The following is a 25182-nucleotide window of genomic DNA, read 5'->3' on the forward strand; positions in this document are numbered from 1 at the left end:
TGTAACTACCAGAGTATCCCCCTCTCTGAGTACTTCGAGCACTCGAGTTAACTCAGTTCGATTTTCGCGACTGGTTCCGGAAGCTTGTTCTTCATAAACTCTATCGCAATTAGAGGCTTCGAGCGCTTCACGCTGTAGGCTTGTTGACTGATCTAAGGTTGATACTCGGGCATAGCCGTAACGGTGAGCAGGCATTGTATATCCTATAAAAGTTCGCACAGGGTCTAGAGTCTGCAAGTATACTCTTCGGTTCATGAAAAACAAAGCCTGAACGAACCATTTTACGGTTCACACGAATAGTTCGAGCAGGGTATACTCTAGCGAACTAAAAATTACACTGTTAATGTCAGTATCATCAATGCTGAAATTTTTCTAAGCAAATTATAACGGTCGTAAACTCTTCACAGCTTCCTCAACGCTCCCTGCCCGCACTTTAATTGTGTATCTAAGAGAGCTGGCTGGAATACCATAAAACCTTGCTACATCTTCTACAGAACGAAATTCACGCCCAAACACTACACATTTCCGACCACAGCGCTTAACAGGGGCTTCTGATTTCGGTATCCATTCAAAATTAGCATGAGAATAGGGTAAAGATTGAACGCGTTTGGATAGCACCAGGTTATTTGATTCCACTTGCTCTAAGCTGACATTATCCAGTACATCATTTTTGAAAGTATCGTAATCTCTCCACCGTGAATCAACATCGTTTTTTCTGATTAGGCTTCTGTACCGACGAAATAGCGCTTTCCCAGCTTCTGGATGATCACTTACTCTTCTCGAATAAGATGTCAATTTAGCAGCGTCTCTCTCGCCGGCTCGAATCCTACTCGCGATAACGTAAAACGGAACTTTAAAGTTCGTTAAGCGAGAAAACTCTCTTGATGCCTCTGCAATCGACAAATACTTCCTGCCACTAATCGTGACGGCATTTCCGGCACCACGGCTAAACTGTCCACCAGCACTGCTATTAAGACCAAAAGGATAAAGACTATTTTTTTCTTTGATCAGTTGCTTTTCCAGACCTGGTAGTAACTCCGCTGGAACCGCAGTTTGGATCGGTCGTATTGAAAACGAGTCCGCACCAAAATGTCGAATCGTTCTTTGAAGTAATCGCTGAGAGCCGCTCTTGGCTTCGTTAATATGCTCAGCTCGCCGCTCATGAATAGATTTGCAGGTAATTCCGATATAACTTTTCTGGGTTGGAATACAGGTCATGCAATACAACGTTCCAGTATCACCGGTATTTTCTGACTTCTCGGTGGAAATTGCTCGGTCTATCCCCCACTTTTGCTTTAGTCTGCTTCGAACTAATTTGAATTTTTCTGGTTGGTTGATCGTGAGTAAGAAGTGATAGAGAGAACAGAAAGTTATACCAACCTGGCTTGGATAGTCTTTACCGTCATAAAAAAACGGTTCAGCTTTACCACTACCAATAACCCTAGCCCACTCGCTGTTATCAAACTCTTTCGCCCATTCAAAAATTTTAGGCTCATGCATGATTGAACTGGCTAATAATTTTGCTTCGTATGTTTTTAGACGAGAACGAAAATTTTCATAGCTAATACTACCGGATGCATGTGCCAGATACTTGTCATTTAGACAAACTGAAATACGATTTATGATGATATTTGTTTTGCGAGCGCCGTGTGCAACTCTGTACTTATCGCCACTCAAGGTTAGGGCTTGTTTTGCGGTAATATCGTCTAGTATTCCCCTGTTATACAAACGACTTAGCCGCTGCTTATACAGTTGATAAGTAACTACCGGCTTATCAATGCAATGATACATCTGAATGTAATGGTTATAATTCATCGTTTATTTCCTACTGTTTGCGGAAACTTAAGAGTAGGAGATAAACGAGAAAAAACAAATTTAAGCATTTGTTTTTTAAAGACTTTAATTATTTCAACATTGACATACATTCATGCTATTTGAGAGTAACTTAGTCTTAGGTATAAGGATATTACGTGAGACTCAATTTTTTTAAGAAACGATATCCACCAGCTTAAACTTCTTAGCCTAGGACTTTAGCTTTCAGCAGTCTGGTTTATTCATTAGCTGCTCAACCTTACCGTACAATCGACACCTTATTACAACCTCATCAATAACCAGTAAGGTACCCCAAGCATATCCTTTTACTAGATATTTCGCTTCAGTTACTTTTTCATTCTGTTATATGCAATAATCTCTTTCGCTAACACTTTTAACTCCTGTCTCACCGCTGAGCTAATCGAATAGTTATCTCTTGAAGATCTAAAGATTTTTCTTTTCAATTCTTTAGACAGGTAATCAGCTATACCAGTATCAATATTCAATGGTCGACTAGATTTATAAGACACAACGGTGATTTCACCGGTTGATAAGTCTGTAAAATACTTTCCGATTTTCCATCCGCTATCATCTCCCAAACTATCAATATCAAGCTCGATAAATTCTGATGCTTCTTCGCCTATTACTCGCCGATAAACCTCACAGTTGTAATGATCTTTAATTTGGATAGCGTTGTTGGAATTTGACCGAACAAAATCCAACTCTTTCAGGGCCAATTTAAGACGATTGAATGTATCAGTTGTGGTCAACGCTACACCTTTGAGAGTTTTAAGCTCCGGACACGGTAGAGACGCAAGGATGTGGGCATGAAAGCAGCCACCGCGACTTCTTTCAAGAACGAAAAATTCATGTGTAATTGAAAATTTATTAAATAGCGTTCGTTTCAGGTCAGCTCTTAACGCTGATATGGGAGGCTTTCCGTTACCTCTTGAGACCACAGTAGAATCGATGGATTTTAATCTTCTACAGTAATGCTCTGTTAAAGTAAAAGTGATCATGACTGTTGCTGCATTTTCACTCTTACTAGTTTGGTTTAATACGGCTAATACAGCAGCTCTTAAACCGAAGTTAAGATACTGTTTATTTTTGCTATCTATCTCGATTATCTTATATAAACTTCTTTCGGCTTTTAACTTGGTTAACTTCGATACTAGATATGGGCTGTAGAAGGGTGAGTTACGAGGTACTGTTAAAACGTTCGAAAATACACTGGCAATTTCTTTTAAAGCCGCTTCTATTCTTGCTTTGCCTGACATTCTTATTTTTCTACAACTATAAGGATTTGGTCGAGTTTTACAAAAAACTACCGGCATCGCAATCCTAAAAAAGTAAAGTGAAATACACACAACCACCGTTGTTGTTTTTTACACCACAGGAGCAGCCCCATGGAACAGTACATCGCATATCTAAGAGTCAGCACAAAAGAGCAAGGACGTTCAGGATTTGGTTTAGAAGCTCAGCGCAGAGATATCTCTCTATTTGTCAACCAGCGCCCCTGTGAAGCGACAATCATTCAAGAATACGTCGATGTGCAATCGGGTATAGATAACGCGCGAGAGAAGCTTACAGAAGCTATTTCGTTCGCAAAGAAGCATAACGCATGTTTGCTCGTGTCGAAGCTTGATCGATTGAGTCGTAAAGTATCTTTCATAGCGTCTTTGATGGAGGACAAGCAATTAAATTTTAAAGTCGCGTCTATGCCTCATGCAGACAAATTTCAACTACACATTTACGCCGCTTTAGCGGAACAAGAACGCGACTTTATCAGTTTACGAACCAAAGCTGCACTGGCGGAGAAAAAAGCGTCTGGGGCTGTTCTGGGCGGCTTGAGAGATAATACGAACCGCCGGAATGTTATAAAAAAACATCAGGCTGATCAGGCTGCACCAAAATTTTGGCCTTTAATTCAACCTATGCTTGATAAAGGTGTTTCACTGCGTAGCATTGCGAAAAGACTAAATGAGACAGGCTTAACAACTTCAACAGGTGCTAGCTTCAATTCACAGACAATCAATCAAGAATATAAAAATCAGGTGTTTACGCAGCCTGGCTTTGTAGTTGTTCACATAATTCAAGAACACTCTCAGCCCGATTTACCTGATCTTCAGCCCTGACTTTTTCAAAATCAGTAGTGATATCATAATCGGCTTGTGATCGAATCTCTTTACTTTGCCGAAGCATGTAGGCCAATCTTCTCTGTTGTAGTGAAGAAAATGGCTCTCCATTGCCAGCAGTTTGTAAATGTACAACTAGACTATGGTGCACCCCTCCGCCTGAGTAATGTGGGATAGTCTGTGTTAACAAATCTAACACTCTATGATACATGGCATAATATGCCCTGCTAGCAGCATTCCTAGTATCGCACTCGTTGTCATTGGTAAGACTTGTTTTCGCGGTTGTCAAAAACTCCGATGCTGTTGTGCTCATGCTAGGCAGACGCCTCTTCCGCACTGTTTTGAGGAACGCTCTTTCGTCCTGAAAGAGAAGAGCGAATAAACTGAACAACGACAGGGATATCATCTAAATTTTTTTCAACCAGCCTATCAATCAAAGCCAAATTCAGTTCGAATATTGCTTCCGCTGAAACTTGAGGTTCAAATACTCTGAAATCGATTGACAAGTAAGTGCGTTCAACTCCGTGATGAGCAATGCAGTCGACATTTGCGTAACCTTTATCTTCTATAAGGTTCCAAACTATATCGCTGATAGTCTCTAAATCTACTTTAGACACAAGACCTTTGTCGATGAACTCCTGCAATGCCTTAGCCTCTATTATCGAATGGCAAACTCGCTCACTATATTTTTCAGAATGCGGAACGGCTTTTACAAATTTCTGCATACAAAACTCAAAATCATCAATATTGAGTTTTAATACAGTCCGACATAATGCCTCTTCAATAACTTGAAGATCCCAACATTCTTTTGCACTTGATAACAACACATTATAAGCCTGATTATGCTTTGCACTGTGAGTAAGAGCGACATAGTAGTTGAGTTTTACAATAGCGTCCGAGTTTAACATCAATGTCTTCTCGAAATATTCGACTACTTTATCGACATCTTGTTGAACGCCATATAAACGACCTAAACAATGGTATTTCTCTTCGTACGTTGGCAAACGGTCAATTTCATTAACTAGACGTCGAAAAGTAAATTGATCAAAACGCTCACCTTCTTGCAGCTGACGAGCTATTAAATCACCAATTTCATTTTCTTTAGAAGCGACTTGAACCACGTAGTTTCCTTTATAAACCTGTGCCTGGTAGCCAGTGGAGTAACCCTAATCATCAATCCAGATGTTAGTATACTACTACTCACTTATCGTAAACGAACCTAAAAACGTCTACGCACTTATCGTTGCTCTGGAGTTTGATAGGGAGCTTTTGCCGGACTAAAAGATACATTACACGATTGTTAATGTCCAATTTCTGGGGCAGTTCAAGCAAAACAGATGAGAAAAAACGTATAAAAAAGTTCCCAAATTACCTAAGGCAATACTTTTAGTTATCGAGTTAACGCAACTTTGCCGAACTAAACTGCATATCCTTTTTCGACAAAGATGACGTGATAGTGCTGTATAGAGCTTTTAACAACAGAGTTTTGCCGCAACCATTCATACCAGTAACAATTATGTTTTTGCCTTCGGCTCCGATGACAATAGATTTTTCAGAACGAGGTATTTTGCCGCGCATGGTAGATATAAGATTACGCATAAGGTAATCCATTCATTTTCATTTCTTCACTATACCTGTACCTCTATGAAAACTAAACGCTAAACACCATCTCTCCAGCACCTCAAATGTATCAAACTAGTGTCACAATGTGATTTAGTTGATACTTGCTATAAGACCTAATCCTATGTAGCGTAAGGTAAAGAAATCAGTCAGCAAATGAGTGTCACTTCCCGCCAGCTCCACCAAATAAAAAAGCTTGCCACCTGGCAAGCTTTTTTGTGTTGAATGATGTGGGTAAGTTCAGAATGAATATCGAATCGACAGTGAGCCTGCGTTGTATTCATCGTTTATCTCATAACCGATGCCTGCGGCAATTCCGGTATCGAAATAATAATGCGCAGTAAACTCCACCCCCCCAGCGCTTTCGATATAGGCTGGCCCCCAGTCCTCATATTTGTATTTGATGTCCGTTTGTAAGTTCCGGTAGAAAGAACCTCGTACGCCGGCCGCTACGCCATAGCCGTCTGCGTGGTGGTAACCATTGCCCAACCCATCTTCGTTCTCATAGGTAATTTCGGCATACACCGCCCAGTTCTCAGACACATTAAATTTACTGCCGAAGCCCGAACTCAGGTTGTTATACTTTAAGTCATATCCGTTGAGGCTCTCGTTTAATCTTGCATAACTTCCGGTAACATATAAATACGGTAGTAACGTATAGGAACCTCTTAATACTAACCCTGACGGCGTATTATCGTTTCTATCCAAACTCAGCTGTGAATAAGCTAGTTCTATATAGTCAAAATCAGGCAGGTCGGCAGCAAAAACAGGGGAAACGGCAAACGCCAGCAGCGCGCAGGAAAGCTTTTTCATTCTTCATCCATAAACAGTAGTACTAAATCCATTATTGGTGAGGGTATAACTATTTTGGCCGAAGTAAACCAATGAAAGACATGGGGATTTAAATGAGAGATGTTGATTTAGTGGGGTGATTTCACGTTTAATCACCCCAAAGAAGAAGGCTTTGAGTTTATAGCCCCAGTTCTTTATCCAACACTTTAGCAAATTCCTCGAAGCTCATGTTCGACATCAGCTTACCGTTTACCACAAAGCTTGGCGTTGAACGAATACCATCGGCCTTGGCGTTTTGCTGATACCAGTTAATCAGCCTTTCAGATTTAGCATCATCGCTTAAACAGGCCTGCAGTTGTTCATCACTCAGTCCGACTGATTTACCCAGTGTTACCAACTCATTCAGGATAGTATTACCATCGCGACTGGCCATCCACTGTTGCTGCTGTCCAAACACCTTATCTACAAAATTAAAGTAGTCATCACTATTGCCCGAACAGCGGCCAATTATTGACGCTACCAAACCAAATTGATCAAAATACACTTCGCGAAATACAAATCGGATTTTACCGGTATCGATGTAATTTTCTTTAAGTGGTTTAAACGCGTTGTTGTGAAAAGAAGCGCAGTGCGGGCAGGTAAACGAAGCATATTCTACTACCTGAACCTGCGACATAGGGTTGCCCAATGCCATGTCTTTGACCTTAGCTTCAGCCGGGTTCACCAAGGAAGGTGGCGTTTCTGTACTGCCTGGAATAGGCGTAACAGGCGCACTGTTGTCCTGCTCATACACCATAAAACCAATCCCCAGTGCCAATACCAACACCCCTACGGCCAACAATAATACCCGCGAATTCATTTCTACCTCTGAAGTTAAACTAGATACAAACTGTAGGTTACCATTATCCGGTAACTAATCAGAAGGGGGTTTAACCCGGGCGTCGCTTTATTTGCCTCAACATCCTGTCCATGGCATTTATCGCCTGCAGGGTAAATGGTCCAATTTAGCCGCCTGTGCGTAAGCATTAATGAAACATAAACGCACCCAAGGAGGCACCTATGTTTACTCAACAACCCGGTATTAACGATTTGTTTGTGCAATTAGGTTTACCGTCTGACGAATCGGCCATTGAACAATTTATCAGTGAGCATCGCGGGCTTAAATCGGCGCAGCCGCTGGCCGAAGCACCGTTCTGGAACGACGCCCAGGCGAGTTTTCTGCGTCAGGCGCTGGCCGAAGATGCTGAGTGGGCAGAAGTCATAGACGAACTCAATACCCGCCTGCACTAACCCATTAACTTCGCGTCGGGCACTGCACCGCCCTGCAGTGCCCTTCCCCCTGTGTGACCCTCGAAGTTTGTATTTATTGTTGCTTGATCTGGCGCTATACATAGGCGTTATAGGTTACTTATACTAAAGTAACAGTACTAAACTGTTATAAATGTATAAAAAAGGGCGAAGTTTACGCTATGACACAATGGTTTTGGCACACGTACGATGTAATTGAAAAAACGTTCTTTTACACACTCACCCGGAAGATAATCGGTAACATCAGCTTTTTGTTTTTGTTCCAGCTGGCAAATTTCTACCTGTTTTACGCACTAATGAACAGCTCAGCAGAGACCCACGATAGCTATCAGTCCACACTTATTACGCTGTTTATTTTAAGTACCCTGAGCTTTGCGTTTACCATTTTTTACATGCACCACCTGATTGTAAAACCGGTAAAAGCGCTGCTTAGCACGTTAAATGATATCAATCACACCCAGGGCGATCTTTCTACCCGACTGCCGGCCTTTACCTGTGATGAATTCAGCGAACTGTCTGCCGCCTACAATAAGTTTGCCCATAACCTCAGCGAATTAATTGAGCGTGTGTATAAAGATGCGGAACGCTCAAGCGATGCCAATAAAGAAGTGTGCACGCTGGTAAAAAATGTGGATAGCCAGGCGGCCACCCAGAAACACCTGAGTGACAACATCAGTCAGTCGTCGCAACAGGTTGGCCACAGTATTCACGACATCGTATCGGCGTCTGAACAAGTGGCTACCACTAACAGTCAGAATCAAACTAACGCCACCACGGCCAATCAAACGCTGATCACCTCCAAGCAACAAATTGAGCGCATCACGCTGCTGCTTAACCAGTTTTCTGACACCGTACGAGGTTTGCAAAATAACGCCGATAACGTGCGGAATATTCTCAAGATGGTGGAAGGCTTTGCCGACCAAACTAACCTGCTGGCCCTGAATGCCGCCATTGAGGCTGCGCGTGCCGGTGAGGCTGGTCGTGGTTTTGCCGTAGTTGCCGATGAAGTGCGTAGTCTGTCGGCCAAAGTGGCCGACGCCACACAGCAAATCAGTAGTTTTTTAAATGAGATGGAAACCCTGGTAGGCGAAACCCAGCAGGAGTCCAGCCGGTTAATCGATGCCTCCGGTCAGATGCAGGAGAGCATCAGCGATACGTCTTCTACCTTTGAACAGATGATGGATGATTTCAAACAGAATATGGAAGCTTTTCAGCTGATCATGAACTCGGTCAATGTGCTTGAATCACAACAAGCCCAGGCCACAGAAATTGCCGGTCAAATCACCCAGCTCAGCATGGATATTCAGCATTCCATGGCAGCCAGTGTGAAAGAGGCCGAACATGCTCAGTCTCTGGCCAGTTCAACCCGCCAGGGCCTGAGTCAGTTTGTGGTAAGTTAAAGCAATCCAAAGCGCACGCAGCGTCGTATTGGTGGCAGTAGCAGGAGAACACAGCATGCCACCGAAACACCAATTAGACGACGCCACCTTATCGCGTATTATCGAAATGGCCTGGGAAGACCGTACGCCTTTTGAAGCCATTGAGAAAGAATACGGCTTATCCCAGGATCACGTTATTAAACTGATGCGCGGTGAACTCAAGCCTTCCAGTTTCCGGCTGTGGCGCAAACGCACGGCCGGGCGCACCACCAAACACCTGAAGCTGCGCTCACCAGAAATAAACCGTGGCTACTGCCCTACCCAGTACAAACAGCGCTAGTTACTTTTTGTCTTAGGTGTGATTAACTCATGCCCTCATGGTTTGATGGCATAAGGACGTCGCAGATGATTACATTGTATGGATTCGGCCGCGGGCTGGGCATGTACGACCCAAGCCCTTTTGTACTGAAAGTCGCCGCGTTTTTACGCCTGGCAAACATTGATTATCGCTACGATGGCAACGTTAATTACGTGTTTAAAGCGCCGAAGAAAAAACTGCCGTATATCGACGATAACGGCACCATCGTGTGTGATTCCAGCTTTATTATCAGCCACCTTAAAAAGCGTTACGTCGCCGATTTCGACGCTCATTTGTCTGCCCGGCAACAAGCTACCGCCACCCTTATTAGCAAATCGCTGGATGAGAACTTTTACTGGTGCCTGGTGTATTTTCGCTGGGTGGATAGCGCCAGCTGGCCAACCGTGAAAAACGCGCTATTTGGTAAGCTGCCCTTCCCGCTTAGCACCATTGTGCCGCTGGTGGCTCGTCGGGGCGTTAGCAAACAGGTTTATCAGCAGGGAACCGGCCGCCACAATAAAGATGAGGTGTTAAGCATTGCCAAACAAACGCTTGATGCGTTGTCGGTATTAATCGGTGATAACCGGTTTTGCCTGGGTGACAAGCCAAGTTCACTGGATGCCACCGTTTATGCGTTTTTGGCCGAGGCCGTACTGGTGGAATTAGATAACGACTTTACCCGTCTGGCCCGCCAGTACACCAACCTTAACGATTACTGCCAGCGCATTCACCAGCAATATTTTACGCAATAGCGTGCGTGTAGTGTTTATTTACCTAAGGGAAGTTCTGTTGCCACACTGGATACCAGCAAACCAATGGCAATGGTTAATGCGAAACTGGTAAGCGTGCCAAGCATCACATACTCGGTTAGCTTTTTGTCTTCACTCTGACGCAAATCGCCAAACCGAAACACCGACTTGGCAGCCAGTAAAAAGCCAATGGCCGCAAACTGATTAAGCAAGATAAAGGTGAGTACCAGGACCCGCTCAAGATAACCAATGTTCTGTCCGGCAGCCTGCAATGACGTTTCACTTTGCTCTGCTGGTTTATCGGCCTCCATAGCGGTACTCCAGGGGGCCAGCACTTGCCTGATAATAATCGACACCGGGCGCAGAACCAGTAGGTAGCCGGTAATAACCGCAAATGTTTGGTAGTTAAGTGACTGTTTAAGCCAAGCACTAACCGTGGCTTGCTCAGGTTGCCACACCAGCATTACTATAAAGCCAATCACCAGTAAATGAGCCAATTGGTCTGCGACAAACGCTTTCATTGACGTGCCGGCGTAGGATTTCAGGCCGTCGATAACAATATGTGAGGCCCCCAAAAGCAGCGCGTAAGCGGCCACGGTAAGCGGGTGAATTTCGGTTGTCAGACCAAAAATAAGCGCAGCCAGAAGCCCGTGAATGGCGCCATGCCAGTATAAACAGGGCGCCGAAAAATGACGCTGATTGCGCTGTACTATCCAGTGTGCAGGCTGGAAATAAAAATCAGCCAGTACATGGCCGGCAATTAAGAGTACCAGCAGCGTCATGGTAGTCATGCGGTAAAGTCCTTTGTTACCTGTGCGGCAAAGTCGTCCAGGTAGTCGCTAATCAGGTGATATTGACTGGTGTTTAAGATCCGGGTGACATTGCTGCGTTTCTTATCCAGCACTCTGGCCAGATGTTCATGGGATTTATTATCGGTCATCAGATAAGCCAGCACAACCTGAGCCTGGGTTGAGGTCAGGCGATCAAGGTGACTGTCGTAAAACCGTGTGAGCAAACCAATGTGCTGATTAAAATTGTGATTACCGCTGACAATACTCAGCCCTCGGCCTTTCAGGCTATCGAGTCCATGGCCGGATAGTGAGTACGCTTCACCGGTAGCGGTTTTAACCGTCTGCCCGCCCGTTTCACCGGTGCCAATGCCAATACACTGACGAACGGTCACGGCGGGGTCACCACTGCGTAGGGATAAATCAATCAGCGTGGCTAACGTCGCAGCTGATGGCAACGGTGAAACCACCTGAAAACTGTCGCCACGAAATATGTCGAACTCAGCGCCGTAACGGGCACGTAACGTTTTGAGCAGCCGCTCCAGACTGCCCATCACCTGCGAAAAATCGTTGCCAGAGAGTTTACTCGACCCTACTATATCGCCGGTGATAACCGCAATTACGCCGGTATTTAACGGTGTTTCGGTGCTTTTCATTGCATTATCCTCAGCCACAACGTATTTCAGTAATGAATCACATCACTAAAAGTTACTATATTTAATCACATAAATCAAAGTGATTAAATTTGGTAACATGTCAGCTCAATATACGTTGGGCAAACCAGAAGCTGGCGAGCACCGCAATACACACCGAGCCTGCGCGGGTAATCGTAGCAGTGAACCGGGTAAATCGGGTGACCGATTGCATAATAATAACGGCCAGCACCACAATGCCCAATTGTGCAATTTCAACGCCGGCATTAAAACTTATCAATGCCCCCACATAACCAGACGAAGGAATACCCAGTGCTTTTAACGCCTGAGCAAACCCCAGACCATGTACCAGCCCAAACCCAAACACCAGGGTAAAACGCCATAATAAGCGTGGTTTGAACAACAGGTTTTCAATGGCTATCCAGGCAATCGATAATGCAATGATCGGCTCTACAATGTGGCCGCTCACCACTATTGCCCCATAAGTAGCCAGGGCCAGCGTAACGGTATGCGCCAGGGTGAAGGCGGTGATCAGCAATGCCAACTGGCGCAGTGAAGCAACGCCTAAAAATAACCCCAGCACAAATAATGCGTGATCCCAGCCAAACGGCACAATGTGCAGCATGCCCTGCTGAAGATAACTTAGCCACAGCTTCACGTCTGCGCTTTCCAGCCCGCTGGCCTGAGGCTGTGCGGTAAAATAAAAAGCCGGACTGGCCTGATTCCGCACCAGCCAGCGACTTAACGTAAGCTGCTCACTGGCATAATCCATATTAACCGCAATCGGCTCTTCAAATTTAAAATCATCGGTAAATACTGTCACCAGAGCACTGTCAGTAAAGCCATCAGGCAAATTAAGACTAAACACAAAGCGGGTCATGGGCCAGGCCAGACCGGAGGTAAAATCCTCAGCCGGTGCCTCGGGCCAGGCTACCGACCTGAACTGCCAGTTTAGCTTATCGTTGCCCAGAGTAAACCGACTGGCCTGTTCCAGCTTACTCAGTAGCTGCCTGAAAACGTCTGATTTTTGCGGCTCAGCAAGCCGGGTGAGCGCATAGTAAGCTTCGCCCCCCTCCATGACCTTGGTTAAATCAACATCCAGCGTCACGACAGCCTGACCGGCTTCATTAATAACGACATCAACCCTTGTCATATTGAGCAAGTGCGCCTCAGCCGTTGCCGGCAGCCAGAGCAGCACCAGAAAAACCATCACATAGCGTGTCATGCTAACGAACCTTACCTACCAGATAATCGCGTGGGTATTGCCGGTGGTCACATCCACCAGGCCGACCGGGTTGCCCTCATAAGGAGCTACCAACTGCCACTTCCACGGCGCCGCGGTTAAAAAGGCAAAGCGCATTCGCTCCGGCAAGCCATTGGCATTGATCCACACCATTTTATCGGCCTGGTGATGCAGGTTTTCCATTTCTGCTGCCACTTCATTTACCGGCCGTGCCGTCATTAACCCGCCAATATCCAGCTGAACCCTGGCCACGACTTTACCATCATTCACCAGCGCCCATCCGCCGCCCATTTCGGCAACCGTATTCGCAGCAAGGGCCATGGCATAATCATCATTCCCCATGGTCCAGATATTATGTAAGTCATGCGACTGCGAGCTGGCCAGGGCGGAACCCGGCGTCTTCGGCCCCACATTTTGCCAAATCATTTTCGATACCGCGGCGGTGCCATGATAGCGGTCAACCACCGCCACTTTTATCAGACCAGCATCAGGGTCGGCTTTAATGGTGCCATCCTCTGCAACCGGCAGTTCCATGGTGATAAATTCAGGTTCAAACCAAAATGGCTCCAGCACTGCCGCGTTAACGGTTTCACGGCCTTCGGGAGCGCTAATCACAAAATCGGCGGCAATCAGCTCACGCCCTACATTCATGGTGTCAGTCGCCCACTGTGGGTAATCTATTTCGGGGATGGGAAGCAGGTACTCGCCGTTATCAGCCGCAAGCTGACCATTGGCGTAAACCCGCTCAATGGCAACTGTTTGCGGATCCGAAAGTAATACCACATCGGCATAACGCCCCGGGGCCAGAGCGCCTACCAGATGATCAATATTAAAATGGCGCGCCGTGTTGTAACTGCCCAGCTGATAAGCAATTTCCAGCGGAACGCCCAGGTCGATGGCACTGCGGATGTTATAATCCATGGAGCCCAGTTGTAAGGTGGCAAACACATCGCGATCATCGGTGGTTACCGAAATGTTACTCCAGTCTTTCAGACCCATGTCCAGTAGCTTCGGAAACAGCGAGTCCATGCCGGCCTGTTTAATTTCTAAAAAGACGCCGCGACGTAGTTTTTCAATGCCTTCATCGGCCAGTCGCACTTCGTGATCGGAGGCCAGGCCTGCCGCCGCGAAAGCACTGATATCAGTTTGTGAGGTAAGGTTCATCCCATGGCCTTCCACCACACCACGGTAATCATAGGTGGCTTCGATCATCTCCCAGATACGCTGATGGCCACCGTTATCGGCATTAATGACCGCCGACCAGTCCATTACTTCCCCGAGCGCCACAACACGCGGATCGTAGGTCAGGAAATCGCGCATCTCGTTATAACCATAGTAACCTCCGCCCGACTCATAAACCGTTGGCGGGGTGGCCGAACCGATAGCCGGGAAGATTTTCAGCGTGCTACCTTTACGTTCCGCCTCTAGCCAGAATTCGGCATTGCGATTGCCTACCACGTTGGAAATCTCGTGGGAGCCTTCCACCGTCCAGGTATTGCCATGAGGGATCACCAGTGCCGCTTCGTACTCCGGCGTCAGGTAAGAGCTTTCTATGTGTTTGTGAGATTCACCAAACCCCGGTACAGCCCACAGTCCGTTTGCATCATAGGAGCTCTGTGTTTCGCCTGGCCAGGTGCCGGTATCGCCTACCCAGGCAATACGGTTATGGGCAATCACGATATCCTGTGCGGGCAACCACTCCTGAGTAAACACATTAAGTAGCGTTACGTTTTGAATAACCAGCTCGGCTGCTTCCCGGCCAAGGGCTACCTGCGTTAGCGCCTGGCGGGTTTTCACTTCATCCTTAAAAACATGAGTTTTAACCGGTGCATCAGTATCTGCCGCGGCTTCCTGCTTAACTTCAGAGTGAGGCGAACAGGCACCAAGCAAAACACTGATAAACAGTGTCGCAGCGAGAGGATAACGGGTGGCAGACATAACAATACTCCAGACTGGCAAAGGTGATGGGTGGAAACGAGTAACGCAGAAGGCTGGCAATGGTCAGTTTCTTTTCCGACAGATTGCAGCGGGCTAACAACTATGAGCAATGTAGTAGCAATTGTGGTGCCAGATACCTGACCAAACAGTCAAGCCCGGAGTGAGCGGTAATAGGCCGCTCTATTCACTGCCATCCCGCTGGCAAAAGTAAGCTGCGTGCACCAATTGGTGACATCCTTGCACTGCGCGCTGGCAGATATATTTTTGTGGCGGGCAATCTCTACGGCCTGCTCTCACGTATAGCTCCACATGACACACCAAGCCCGTCCTTCAGCGCCTATGACATCACCGGTACCCGCTATGCTCACTGTGGTCTGGTTTAAGCGCGACCTGCGATTACAGGATCACGAACCGCTTCATCATGCAATAACCGTGGCTGCGAAAAAGGGCTACCCGGTATTGCCACTGTACCTTTTTGAACCGGATATCATGGCCGATCCGCACTATTCTGAGCGGCACTGGCGGTTTGTGTGGCAAAGTTTGCTGGCTATGCAGCGCACGTTACAGGCGGCCAGGGGCGAACTGCATGTCAGCTACGACAACGCCGTTGCGTTTTTTCGCCGGCTGATAGCGGCACATCCACACATCGAAGTGGTCAGTTATGCCGAAACCGGGCTGCAATGTACCTATGAGCGGGATAAGCAACTCAGTACACTGTTTAAACAACACAACATCAACTGGCGGGAATTTCCCTATGCCGGGGTGCAGCGCGGTATTACGCACCGGCGCACCTGGCATCAGCGCTGGCAACAAGTGATGGCTCAACCTGGTTTAACGACTGAACTGCATCACCCGCACTGGTACATCAATAAATCCCTGGTTAACCGGGTACCCGGCGACCTTGCCGCGCGTTTGCATAGGCCCGATGATAGCAAGCAGCCCGGCGGCGAACATCAGGCCCACCAGCTGTTGGCCAGCTTTCTGACCGACCGGCATACCCATTATCACCGTCATATCTCCAGCCCGCTGGCCAGCTTTAACAGCTGCTCCCGGCTGTCGCCCTATCTGGCCTGGGGTAATATAAGCCTGCGCCAGGTTTATCAGGCTCTGAATAGTGCTGGCAGCAAACGCCCCCGATCGTTAAGCGCTTTTGCCTCGCGATTACACTGGCATTGCCATTTTATTCAGAAATTCGAAAGTGAGTGCGAACAGGAATTTCGTGCGGTTAACCACGCTTATTCTAGCTTTCCGTACCGCACTGATGACAAGGTTGAAGCCGACCTCGCTGCATGGAAAACCGGCACCACCGGCATTCCCATGGTAGATGCCTGCATGCGCTGTGTTAACCACACGGGTTATTTAAACTTTCGCATGCGTGCCATGCTGGTGAGCTTTTTAACCCATTATCTGCTGATCGACTGGCGGCTGGGGGTGCGCCATCTGGCCCGCCAGTTTCTCGATTTTGAGCCGGGAATTCATTACCCGCAATTTCAGATGCAGGCGGGCGTAACCGGCACCAATACCCTGCGTATCTATAATCCGGTAAAACAGGCTGAAGATAACGATCCCGACGGCAGTTTTATTCGCCATTGGGTCCCGGAAATTGCGCATCTGCCAAACGAGGAACTTTTTGCGCCCTGGCTAATACCACCACTCACCCATATGGCAATGGAACAACCGGTACCAGAGCGCTACCTGCACCCTGTTGCACAGCCGGATGCTGCCATTACCCGGCACCGGGATTTGTTATGGAATTGGCGAAAAAGAGATGATGTAAAACGGGAAGCAAAACGTATCCTGCACCGCCACTCTATACCTGCCAGCCAGCTAAAGCCTACTCGCTAACTGAGAGACTGGCGTGGAGCTGGGATTGATCGCACTGACTCAGGGTAAGTCTGGCCGGCGCTAACTCAATGCCCAGCGGTGCGGCGCGACTAAGCAGTTCCATGCCCAGAATGTTGTGCTCATTGTTCATCACCGCCACGCTGACATTGGTAAACTGACAATCGTTGCTCAGACTTAGCAGCGGCACATTATACAGCTTCACTTTATGCTGACGGCCATTCGCCAGCCTGGCGATAACCAGACCATCTTCTGTGACCTGCTGAGTTTTTCTGATGCGGGCAAAGGTTGCCTTATTAAGTACGGTAAGCGAGGAGCCTGTATCAATTAAAAACAGCGTATCAGACTCGTTATCCACTTGACTTTGCAGATAAAGCGTACCGCCTTCACTGGTCGTCAGTGCAAAGCTGTTGGCCTGAGCTGTATTAACCAGAGCAAGATTGGTACTTACCAGCACTGCCAGGGCGGCAAACAGGGTTTTGACTGGTTTAACAAACATACGCATTCTCACTCACTGACTAATTCAGAATTCACCGGGGTGAGTTCATCTTTTTGAGACTCAGTGAGTAGTCAGCAAGTTAAGCACCAAAACGTAGGTGATTGTTTTCAATGGTATGCGCTCAGCTGAACTGTCGCTAACGCACAAAATAAGTGCTACACCGCACCACAATATAACAATTTAAACCGTCCTTTATCACCAAATGAAGCTTAAATGAATAAGTTGATAGTTAATTGCTATCACGAGATGGTATTACTTTTTATGAAAGGCTTAATTACACTCGAATTGCCTATAAAAATGCTAAAACTGTTTTAAATCTTCAAGGACACTACAATGAAATTATCAATTTTGCCTTTATTGGCTGTTTCCTGCTTCTCATTTGCCCACACTTCAGCCCAGGCTGCACCAGAAATGAACAATGCCGATACCACCATGGTTGTTGAACGCTCTGGTAAACCGCCTTTCAAGCGTACCTTTGTACAAGCCCGTACCGTTGATGTGGCCCAGTTTGAAACCAGCGCACAATGTGAAGACGTAAAAACCGTCACCCTGCGCGGCAAACCACCGTTTAAACGCTCTACCGAATGTGTTCGGGTTGTTGACGTTGCACAGTTTGAAGTCAGCTCTGAGCAGCCAACCACTGACTTTAGCGGTAAACCACCGTTTAAGCGTCACTAATCCGCTCTGCGCAATCTCCCCGGGCCTGCCAACCGGTTGCCCGGGGATACTTTAATCTCGTTATTGATCCCCGCTCGACCCTTCATTCGTTTATACCGATTAATTAATAAAATTTATTTCATCAATGGTTGTTGTTCCGGTACGGTAAATTAACGGTGACAGCAAAATAAACGGACTTGCATTATGAAGCGTGCCCTCGTTGTAGAAGGAGGCGCCATGCGCGGTATCTTTGCCGCTGGCGTACTCGACAGTTTTCAGCAGCAACAGTATTACCCTTTCGAACTTGTTGTTGGTGTATCGGCCGGCGCTACCAGTGCAGCCGGCTATCTGACAGGCAATGCCGAGCGCAACCGGCGTATTATTTTACGCATGGCCACCCAGCGGGATTTTTTTAACCCACTGCGGTTTGTCATGAAAGGTCATATGACCGATGTAAAGTGGCTGTGGTGTGAATCCCGTGAGCGCTACCCGTTAGATGCAAGGGCGCTGAGCAAAGGGGCACCGCTGATGGTTGCTATCACCAATATGCAAACCGGGCGTGCGGAGTATCATCAGGCAACGCCGGACAATCTGGATGAACTGATGGAAGCAACCTGTGCCCTGCCACTGGTCTACCGCACGCCACCGCAGCTTGAAGAGGATTTCTATGTGGACGGCGGCGTGGCCGATGCTATCCCCGCGAAATATGCCTATGAACAAGGCTGTCGGGACATCACCGTAGTGCTCTCGCAGCCCTGGGGCTATCAGAAACCAGCAGAAAAAACGCCCTGGATGACCAATAAGATGTTTGCCGATTACCCGGCCCTTATCGACACTATCCACCAGCGCAGTGATACCTACAACAGCACGCTGGCATTTATTGCCAATCCACCGGCAGACTGTAAGGTACACATAATCGCCCCACCGGCCGACTTTCCGGTAAAGCGTCTGACGATGAACAAAACCAAACTGATTAAAGGCTATCGCATGGGCCGCCAGTGTGCACAACAGTATTTAAGTCAGTTTACCCAGGCCGCCTAGGCAAGCTGACTAATGGCGTATTCCAGGGTAAACAGTATCCCGCCGATCAGGCCTCCCACCAGGGTGCCGTTTATACGCACCTTCTGTAGATCCTTGCCGATATTCAGTTCGATTTGACGCGCCATGTCCCTGGCATCCCAGCTTTCGATGGTGCGACGGATATGGTCAGTAAGAAAATCGGCCAACTCCGGGGCGATATACCGGGCAGCTACGCCAATATGGTGATTCACTGCCTGCTGTAAATCTGAATCAGCCAACAGTCGCGCGCCCCCCTCACTGAACAATCGGGTAAGCCGGGCAGCTACCTGGCCATCGGTTTTCGCCAGATCATCGGATAACCACGCATGGATATCCTGCCAGATCCGCAGCAAATACCGTTGCAGTGCCTCACTTTCCAGTAACTTATTGCGGAAATCTTCGAGTTTTTGCCGGGCAGCAGGATCGGTTTCCAGTCCATCAATAAAGCGGCTAATCTGTTCATTCAATGCCTGGCGAACCGGGTGTGCCGGATCGCTGTTAATATCCTGCAGGGTATGGCTTACAGCACTTACCGCAATGGCCGCGCCCTGCTCACTTAACCAGCCGGAAGGCAGAATTTTTTCCAACCGACTGTATTCGGTTTTCAGCCAGACATTCAGCTTAGCGGCAATCAGTGCCTGGGTTTCCTCACTTTGTAATGCGCCGGCCAACTTATCGATGAGTTTGTCTACTAACTGCTGATGACGATTATCCCGGGTCATCACACGCAGGGAACCGGCCAGCAGCGCGGCCATCGGGATCTTTCGCAAGCCACGGTCTACTGAGCGACGCAAAGCCTGTTGGATAGGCGTATCGTCAATCACATTTAATAGCCCGGTGAAGCTGTCTGCCACATAATGGGCCAGTCGCGCTGCGTTGTCGTTTTGCGATAACCAGAGCCCCATGGCTTTCGCTGGTGAACTGCGGGCCACCAGCGACTCGATGGCCTGCACATGAAAAAACTTTTCTTTAACAAACTGGGCCAGATTAGTCGCAATAGTATGCTGATTGCGAGCCACGATATTGGTGTGTGGGATTGGCTTAAACGCCGGGATCGGCCGAAATAACGCACTCACCGCAAACCAGTCTGCCAGGCCGCCTACCAATGCAGCTTCAGCCATCATTTTAACCAGCCCCAGAGCAGTATGATCACTCAGCGCAGGCTGCAGGGTTTGCCACACACTAATACAGATAAACAAGCCTGCGGCCCCCAGGAGCCAGAGTCCGGCCTGTCGTTTTGCCCGGGTTAATTGTGCCGCTTTATCCATAGCTTTTATCTCTAATAAGGGTCTTTCGCTTGTACTGATGTATAGGCAGATAGTTACTAAGCAAGGGAGAACCAGTTGATTTCATGGGTATATTTATACTCTTAAATTTTTTATAAATTTAATTTTATTATTTTGCATCTACGCCCGCATCTCACTCGTTTGGCTTATGAGGGCTGCTTTTTTCATCCTGCAGTATGGCAGTCATACCCACTACAAGGAGATACGGAATATGAATACAAAATATCATTGGAGCTTAGCTCCGTCGATCATTGCGCTGTCACTGACTCTGGCGCTTGGCGGCTGTGTAGACGACGGCGACACCGGTCCGGCCGGCATGGACGGGATCAATGGCGCTGACGGCAGTGATGGTAACGATGGCGCACCGGGACTGTCTGAAGGGGTATTTTTAATTGCCAATAACGGCGACGCTAACCGTGGCACGGTTAGCCGGGTCGATCAAAATGCGGCCATACTGAGCCGTTTCACCAGCGGGAATAATGAAGGTATCGTACTCGATGACGCTGGTAACCTGATTCAGGCCGGAGATAGCAGCACCGGCAGCTTGCGGACCCTCTGCCGCATGACCTCTCGCTCAGAAGGCATGTACATGCCTGGCTATGACAAAGACATTACTGGTACCAACACCGGTCTTATCAACCCTAAAGGCATTCACCTGGCCTCCGAAAGTGGCATGGTGTTTGTGGCGGATTTCAACGGTATGCGGATCAGTGTATTTGGCAGTCAGGCCGCAGGCGATGTAATGCCGGTTGCTGAAATTGCTCTGCCAGCCAAGCCCTGGGATGTCACCGTCGATGAAGTGAATGACCGCATGTATGTGGCACTTACCGACGGCACGGTGGCCGTTTACGATAACGTAATGACCTCCGGCTATGCCCCCACCGTAATGCGGACTATTGTACCGGCAGATGCCGACGGTAATCAGTTATCGGTGAATCTTCACGGTATTGTTTATGATGCCTCCGGTGATCGCCTGATAGTTTCTGATGTAGGCGACGCCGCCGTGGCCGATGATGGTCAGCTGTTTGTACTCAATAATGCTGCCATGGCGGATGGTAATACAGTGCCCGCCCGTCAGGTTGGCGGTCCGATGTCTATGCTGGGTAACCCGGTAGACATTATTCTTACCGGCACCACCTTGCGTGTGGCAGAAAAATCGAACGATGCCATTTTAGTGTTTACCAACATTTTCGATGGGCCGGATGGCGATATGGCTCCCACCCTTGCAACCCCTACCAGCAAACCGGAGTCGCTGGTACAGGTAATGCCTGAAATGACCAGCCTGGATGCGTCAGATAACGCGCTGGCGACCACCACCATCAATGGCATTGTGGTGTCCAGCAATCCCTCTGCTGCGGGTGCCACCACCGGGCAAATATCCCGTTACAGTTCGGTACTCAGCAGTACACTGGGCAACTTTGATGCCGGTATGAGTATTGAAAGTGTCACCATTGATACGATGGGTGATGGTGCCATTACCTTTGACAACCCGGATTCGTCGATGGGTGGCGTACTGGTAGTCAACCGTCTGGCCAGCATGCGTGACGACGACAGCTACAGTATGTCGCAGGACCATATGATTATGGGAGCCAGTACCGGTTTAGTCACGCCGAAGGGGGTGGATGTGTCATCTGCTCACGGCCTGGTCTTTGTGGCCGAGTTTAATCCCGATACGCCAGCGGTGCAGATATTTTCGTCTTGTGCGTCCGGCGATGTTGCGCCACTGCTCTCGCTGGTTGCCAGTAACGGTGCGCGTCCATGGGACGTTGACTACGATGCTGCCACCGACCGTGCCTTTGTGGCACTCACTAACGGTACCGTAGCGGTATTTGACGAAGTCACCCGTAAACTGATGTCGGGCATGACAACGATCTCCAGTGAAGACCGTCTAATCACTCCTGCCATGGGAGGCGTGGCGGTTAGCGCGCCAACCAATATTCATGGCATCGATTACGATCCGCAGTCTGACAGCCTGGTTATCTCTGACGTGGGCAGCGCCGCCAGTGCTACCGACGGTAAGCTTTATGTTATCCCAGCTGCCGGTATGGCCAGTGGCTTAAGTGATATGAGCGTGATGATTGCAGGGCCCAACTCCATGCTGGGTAACCCTGTCGATCTGATGTTAAGCAACGGACACCTGTATGTCGCAGAGAAATCGAATAACGTAATCATGCGCTTTGATAACATTCTCAACAGCGCCAGTGGTGATATTGCCGCGGATTACAGCATGAGTTACACCGCGCCGGAATCGGTAGTGGTTGTGCCGGTTAACTAATCTAACGACCAGTAACCAAAGCGCCCAGTCCCGGGCGCTTTTTTTATTCCTGCTGATGAGTTACCGGTACAGCTCTACCACGCCGTTTTTACCCACGCCAATACAACCTTTCTCGACCTGACAAGCCAGACTCCAGATATTGCTTTGGCTCACCACCTGCCAGTCATCTGCGCCCGGTTTTAATACCGCCACGCCCTGAGGATTACTCACCCAGTACTCAACCCCTTCGGTTGTAGCCATTAAAGCTGAGCCATATACCGCGCCTTTTAGCGGCAATTCAGGTAATGCCTGCCAGTTTCCACTATCAATGAAGTACTGCCAGGCACTGGCCACAGCGCCGGCAAGCTTAAGACTGCCGCCACTCACAAACACGGTATTTACTGTTGCCTGCACAGAGAAAATCCCACTCGCCTCGCCGCCGGCAATCGGGCTTTCAATACTGTGCCATTGGTTTCCCTCAAGCATTAGTAGCCGCGGCGTATCACCATTACCGGTGCCAATCACAATTCCCCTGCCCGGAGCCTCATTAAGGCAGGTACCGCTGGAGGCAAACCCGCCCTCTGATGATTGGGCTTTGATGGGCAGCGACTGTCTTTGCCAGTTTAGTCCGCCATCGGTGGTGGCCAGCACAAACAAGCCCTGCTCATCGGAATCGCCATATAACCAGCCCATAGTGAGCGAGGTCATATAAAAGCAGTCATAAAAGGTACTTTGCGCCTCACCCTGTGACACCTGTTGCCAGTCTGCGCCGGCATTATCACTGATAAACAGGCCTGAATCCGGCCCTTCGCCCGCACTCATCACCACCAGCCGACCGCTGCTGAGCCGTTGGTTATCGCGAAACTGTTTCGCTTCAGCCCCGGCCGGGGCCGGTATCTGCTGCCAGCTGTTGCCATCATTTGCAGACAAATAGATCCCTCCAGCAGTGCCGGAAGCCAGCGCATACTGGCCTTGCCAGGTCACCGCCTGAAACGAAACCTTATCGTTTAACTGATGGACCGTTACTTCAGCCTTCGCCACCGGGAAAAGACTGGCGATCAACATGGTAGTCAGGGTTATTCTTTTCATATGTCGGGGCAGAAATCCTTGGTTAAATTTGCTAACATTAAATTTATCATACAATTAAAAAAGTACGCCATGGCAAAGCCAAAACCCATTATTGAAATAGTCACTTATGGTATTCACACCAAGTGGGATGCCGACGCCAAAGCATTGCCTAAAATTAAGACATTCACCAACCACATTCCACTGCAGCTGGATATTGAATTTGGCTTTATTGTTAACATAAAACGCGCCAAGAATCAGCAAGTTCGCTACTGCATTTACCATCCGGACATTCCTGATGAAGACGGTATTGCTATGCCGCCTTTTGACGGCGAGGAATACATCCGCTCAAACGACTGGGATTTTTATCTCGGCGATACGCTGTGGGAACCGCTGCACAATAAAGTAGGCGACTGGCGCATGACTCTGGAACTGAATGGCAGCGTGATTGCCGACAAAACCTTTACTGTAGAAGACGATCTGCCCTACGACGGCGCGCAGTTCTGGCAACGGGGTAAGCCTAAATTACGTCGCTGAGTGATAACGCCGGGCTTGCCATGTTTTCGGGCAAATTTGCACCGTTGTGAAACATCTGCCGCGCCCCGGCGAATAACAAACGCTGACGAAACAACTGGTTAGAATTTTGACTGCCAGGGAATAATACTTGCAAAACTTACCCGAATAATCGCCAAAAACACCCGATGAATATCATCTAACAAGAATACGGAGTGTGTATGCAAGCATTTATCGAAGGTATGCCTAAAGCAGAGTTACATGTTCATATTGAAGGTACTCTGGAACCGGAACTGAGTTTCGCTCTCGCCAAAAAAAATAACATCGAACTTCCCTATGACACCCCTGAAGCACTTATCGCGGCTTACGACTTTCATGATTTACCCTCTTTTTTAAAAATTTACTACGCAGGCATGAGCGTACTGATTGATGAAGAGGACTTTTACCAGCTGACCTGGGATTACCTGGCAAAAGCGGCCTCACAAAACGTGGTTTATACCGAAATTTTCTTTGACCCACAGGGTCATACCAGCCGCGGCGTAAGTTTTGATACGGTGATCAACGGCATCCGCAAAGCCCAGACCGCAGCAGAGGAAAAGCTGGGGATCCGCAGTCAGCTAATTATGTGTTTTCTGCGTGATATGTCGGCAGAAAGTGCCATGGAGCATCTTGAAATGGCCAAGCCTTATCTGGGCTGGCTGGTCGGCGTAGGCCTTGACTCCGATGAGCATAACAATCCACCGGTGAAGTTCCGTGACGTGTTTAAGCAGGCCAAAGAATGGGGCCTTAAACTCACCATGCACTGCGACGTAAATCAGAAAAATACGCTGGAGCATATCCGCCAGGTCATTGAGATTATTGGCGTTGATCGCATTGATCACGGCGTTAATTCACTCGAGTCAGAACATCTTTGCGAGCTAATCAAAAGCCATAAACTAGGGCTCACCGTGTGTCCGGTGTCCAACCAGTTTGTGGTGCAGTCATTAACCTCTGAGGAAATTCGCCAAATGCTCAACAAAGGCATGCTGGCAACCATTAATTCCGACGATCCGGCCTACTTTCGGGCTTATATGAATGAAAACCTGATTGCCCTTCAGCAAGAGGGAGACTTCAGCCGCGACGAAATCAAAACCCTGATGGCCAATGCCTTCAACGTTACCTGGCTTCCCGAAAGCGAGAAACAAACCTATCTGGATCAGCTCAACGCTTATAGTTAAGGATGACCGCCAGTG

At 48.1% G+C, this 25182-nt stretch carries 26 protein-coding genes; 11 read left to right on the forward strand and 15 right to left on the reverse strand.

From position 1 onward, the window contains the following. The 3 genes from AC27IB_RS14585 to AC27IB_RS14595 form a co-directional block, all read right to left on the reverse strand. Window positions 1-195 (reverse strand): recombinase family protein (locus tag AC27IB_RS14585; protein ID WP_487121807.1); only part of this gene is annotated, 195 nt, incomplete at its 3' end. A gap of 186 nt (window positions 196-381) precedes the next feature. Then, entirely contained in the window at window positions 382-1815 is a 1434-nt protein-coding gene (locus tag AC27IB_RS14590) for a GIY-YIG nuclease family protein (protein WP_487121809.1), read from the reverse strand. 344 nt (window positions 1816-2159) lie between these two features. Next, a complete protein-coding gene (locus tag AC27IB_RS14595) occupies window positions 2160-3089 on the reverse strand; it encodes a hypothetical protein (protein WP_487121811.1) in 930 nt (309 codons plus the stop codon). 129 nt (window positions 3090-3218) lie between these two features. Here AC27IB_RS14595 and AC27IB_RS14600 point away from each other — a divergent pair, with 129 nt between their 5' ends. Further along, on the forward strand, window positions 3219-3947 hold the full coding sequence (locus AC27IB_RS14600; protein WP_487121813.1) for a recombinase family protein: 729 nt from the start codon (window positions 3219-3221) through the stop codon (window positions 3945-3947). Here the strand turns inward: AC27IB_RS14600 and AC27IB_RS14605 are convergent. The 5 genes from AC27IB_RS14605 to AC27IB_RS14625 form a co-directional block, all read right to left on the reverse strand. Further along, window positions 3871-4353, reverse strand: a complete 483-nt coding sequence (locus AC27IB_RS14605; protein WP_487121815.1) for a HEPN domain-containing protein — start codon at window positions 4351-4353, stop codon at window positions 3871-3873. The two genes, AC27IB_RS14600 and AC27IB_RS14605, sit on opposite strands and share 77 nt — an antisense overlap. Beyond that, entirely contained in the window at window positions 4262-5068 is an 807-nt protein-coding gene (locus tag AC27IB_RS14610; protein WP_487121817.1) for a hypothetical protein, read from the reverse strand. Before AC27IB_RS14610 ends, AC27IB_RS14605 begins: the two co-directional genes overlap by 92 nt. A 277-nt stretch (window positions 5069-5345) precedes the next feature. Then, on the reverse strand, window positions 5346-5546 hold the full coding sequence (locus AC27IB_RS14615) for a hypothetical protein (protein ID WP_487121819.1): 201 nt from the start codon (window positions 5544-5546) through the stop codon (window positions 5346-5348). A gap of 261 nt (window positions 5547-5807) precedes the next feature. Continuing rightward, window positions 5808-6380, reverse strand: coding sequence for a hypothetical protein (locus AC27IB_RS14620; protein ID WP_487121821.1), 573 nt, complete (start codon window positions 6378-6380; stop codon window positions 5808-5810). Between the two features lie 157 nt (window positions 6381-6537). After that, a complete protein-coding gene (locus tag AC27IB_RS14625) occupies window positions 6538-7218 on the reverse strand; it encodes a DsbA family protein (protein WP_487121823.1) in 681 nt (226 codons plus the stop codon). A gap of 200 nt (window positions 7219-7418) precedes the next feature. Between AC27IB_RS14625 and AC27IB_RS14630 the strand changes: the two genes are divergently transcribed. The 4 genes from AC27IB_RS14630 to AC27IB_RS14645 all read left to right on the forward strand — a co-directional run bounded on the left by AC27IB_RS14630 (window position 7419) and on the right by AC27IB_RS14645 (window position 10156). Further along, window positions 7419-7649, forward strand: a complete 231-nt coding sequence (locus AC27IB_RS14630; protein ID WP_487121825.1) for a DUF2789 domain-containing protein — start codon at window positions 7419-7421, stop codon at window positions 7647-7649. 179 nt (window positions 7650-7828) lie between these two features. Then, entirely contained in the window at window positions 7829-9067 is a 1239-nt protein-coding gene (locus AC27IB_RS14635) for a methyl-accepting chemotaxis protein (RefSeq protein ID WP_487121827.1), read from the forward strand. Between the two features lie 55 nt (window positions 9068-9122). Continuing rightward, complete coding sequence (locus AC27IB_RS14640) at window positions 9123-9386, forward strand: TIGR03643 family protein (RefSeq protein WP_296050542.1); 264 nt, start codon at window positions 9123-9125, stop codon at window positions 9384-9386. Between the two features lie 65 nt (window positions 9387-9451). Next, window positions 9452-10156: a glutathione S-transferase family protein gene (locus AC27IB_RS14645; protein WP_487121830.1), complete on the forward strand. Its 705-nt coding sequence runs from the start codon at window positions 9452-9454 to the stop codon at window positions 10154-10156. A 14-nt stretch (window positions 10157-10170) separates the two neighbouring features. Here AC27IB_RS14645 and AC27IB_RS14650 read toward each other — a convergent pair whose 3' ends face one another. From AC27IB_RS14650 to AC27IB_RS14665, 4 genes are all read right to left on the reverse strand, one after another. Further along, window positions 10171-10944, reverse strand: a complete 774-nt coding sequence (locus AC27IB_RS14650) for a DUF3307 domain-containing protein (RefSeq protein WP_487121832.1) — start codon at window positions 10942-10944, stop codon at window positions 10171-10173. Beyond that, window positions 10941-11597: a hypothetical protein gene (locus AC27IB_RS14655; RefSeq protein ID WP_487121834.1), complete on the reverse strand. Its 657-nt coding sequence runs from the start codon at window positions 11595-11597 to the stop codon at window positions 10941-10943. The genes AC27IB_RS14650 and AC27IB_RS14655 overlap by 4 nt, the downstream gene beginning before the upstream one ends. Before the next feature lie 100 nt (window positions 11598-11697). Further along, the gene (locus AC27IB_RS14660) at window positions 11698-12819 is read right to left on the reverse strand and encodes a HupE/UreJ family protein (RefSeq protein ID WP_487121836.1); all 1122 of its coding nucleotides are present in this window, start codon (window positions 12817-12819) and stop codon (window positions 11698-11700) included. A 15-nt stretch (window positions 12820-12834) separates the two neighbouring features. Continuing rightward, window positions 12835-14775, reverse strand: coding sequence for an adenine deaminase (locus AC27IB_RS14665; protein WP_296050528.1), 1941 nt, complete (start codon window positions 14773-14775; stop codon window positions 12835-12837). A gap of 309 nt (window positions 14776-15084) precedes the next feature. Here AC27IB_RS14665 and AC27IB_RS14670 point away from each other — a divergent pair, with 309 nt between their 5' ends. Further along, window positions 15085-16620: an FAD-binding domain-containing protein gene (locus tag AC27IB_RS14670; RefSeq protein WP_487121838.1), complete on the forward strand. Its 1536-nt coding sequence runs from the start codon at window positions 15085-15087 to the stop codon at window positions 16618-16620. Here the strand turns inward: AC27IB_RS14670 and AC27IB_RS14675 are convergent. Next, window positions 16610-17116, reverse strand: coding sequence for a retroviral-like aspartic protease family protein (locus tag AC27IB_RS14675; protein ID WP_487121840.1), 507 nt, complete (start codon window positions 17114-17116; stop codon window positions 16610-16612). The two genes, AC27IB_RS14670 and AC27IB_RS14675, sit on opposite strands and share 11 nt — an antisense overlap. A 333-nt stretch (window positions 17117-17449) precedes the next feature. Between AC27IB_RS14675 and AC27IB_RS14680 the strand changes: the two genes are divergently transcribed. Next, window positions 17450-17794 (forward strand): hypothetical protein, encoded by a 345-nt coding sequence (locus AC27IB_RS14680; RefSeq protein ID WP_487121842.1) that lies wholly within the window; start codon window positions 17450-17452, stop codon window positions 17792-17794. A 183-nt stretch (window positions 17795-17977) separates the two neighbouring features. Continuing rightward, complete coding sequence (locus AC27IB_RS14685; RefSeq protein WP_296050520.1) at window positions 17978-18814, forward strand: patatin-like phospholipase family protein; 837 nt, start codon at window positions 17978-17980, stop codon at window positions 18812-18814. On the opposite strand, the gene AC27IB_RS14690 is transcribed toward AC27IB_RS14685, so the two are convergent. After that, window positions 18811-20100: a DUF445 domain-containing protein gene (locus AC27IB_RS14690; RefSeq protein ID WP_487121844.1), complete on the reverse strand. Its 1290-nt coding sequence runs from the start codon at window positions 20098-20100 to the stop codon at window positions 18811-18813. The two genes, AC27IB_RS14685 and AC27IB_RS14690, sit on opposite strands and share 4 nt — an antisense overlap. Window positions 20101-20329: 229 nt before the next feature. Between AC27IB_RS14690 and AC27IB_RS14695 the strand changes: the two genes are divergently transcribed. Beyond that, complete coding sequence (locus AC27IB_RS14695) at window positions 20330-22393, forward strand: hypothetical protein (RefSeq protein WP_487121846.1); 2064 nt, start codon at window positions 20330-20332, stop codon at window positions 22391-22393. Window positions 22394-22453: 60 nt separating this feature from the next. Here AC27IB_RS14695 and AC27IB_RS14700 read toward each other — a convergent pair whose 3' ends face one another. Further along, window positions 22454-23461 carry a WD40/YVTN/BNR-like repeat-containing protein gene (locus AC27IB_RS14700; RefSeq protein ID WP_487121848.1) on the reverse strand — a complete coding sequence of 336 codons (1008 nt, stop codon included), beginning with the start codon at window positions 23459-23461 and terminating at the stop codon, window positions 22454-22456. 69 nt (window positions 23462-23530) lie between these two features. Between AC27IB_RS14700 and AC27IB_RS14705 the strand changes: the two genes are divergently transcribed. Continuing rightward, complete coding sequence (locus AC27IB_RS14705) at window positions 23531-23974, forward strand: DUF3859 domain-containing protein (protein ID WP_296046785.1); 444 nt, start codon at window positions 23531-23533, stop codon at window positions 23972-23974. Between the two features lie 197 nt (window positions 23975-24171). Continuing rightward, window positions 24172-25167 (forward strand): adenosine deaminase, encoded by a 996-nt coding sequence (gene add, locus AC27IB_RS14710; RefSeq protein WP_487121850.1) that lies wholly within the window; start codon window positions 24172-24174, stop codon window positions 25165-25167. The last annotated feature ends 15 nt before the right edge of the window (window positions 25168-25182 follow it).

It is taken from the genome of Alteromonas sp. 4NH20-0104, from assembly GCF_057547795.1.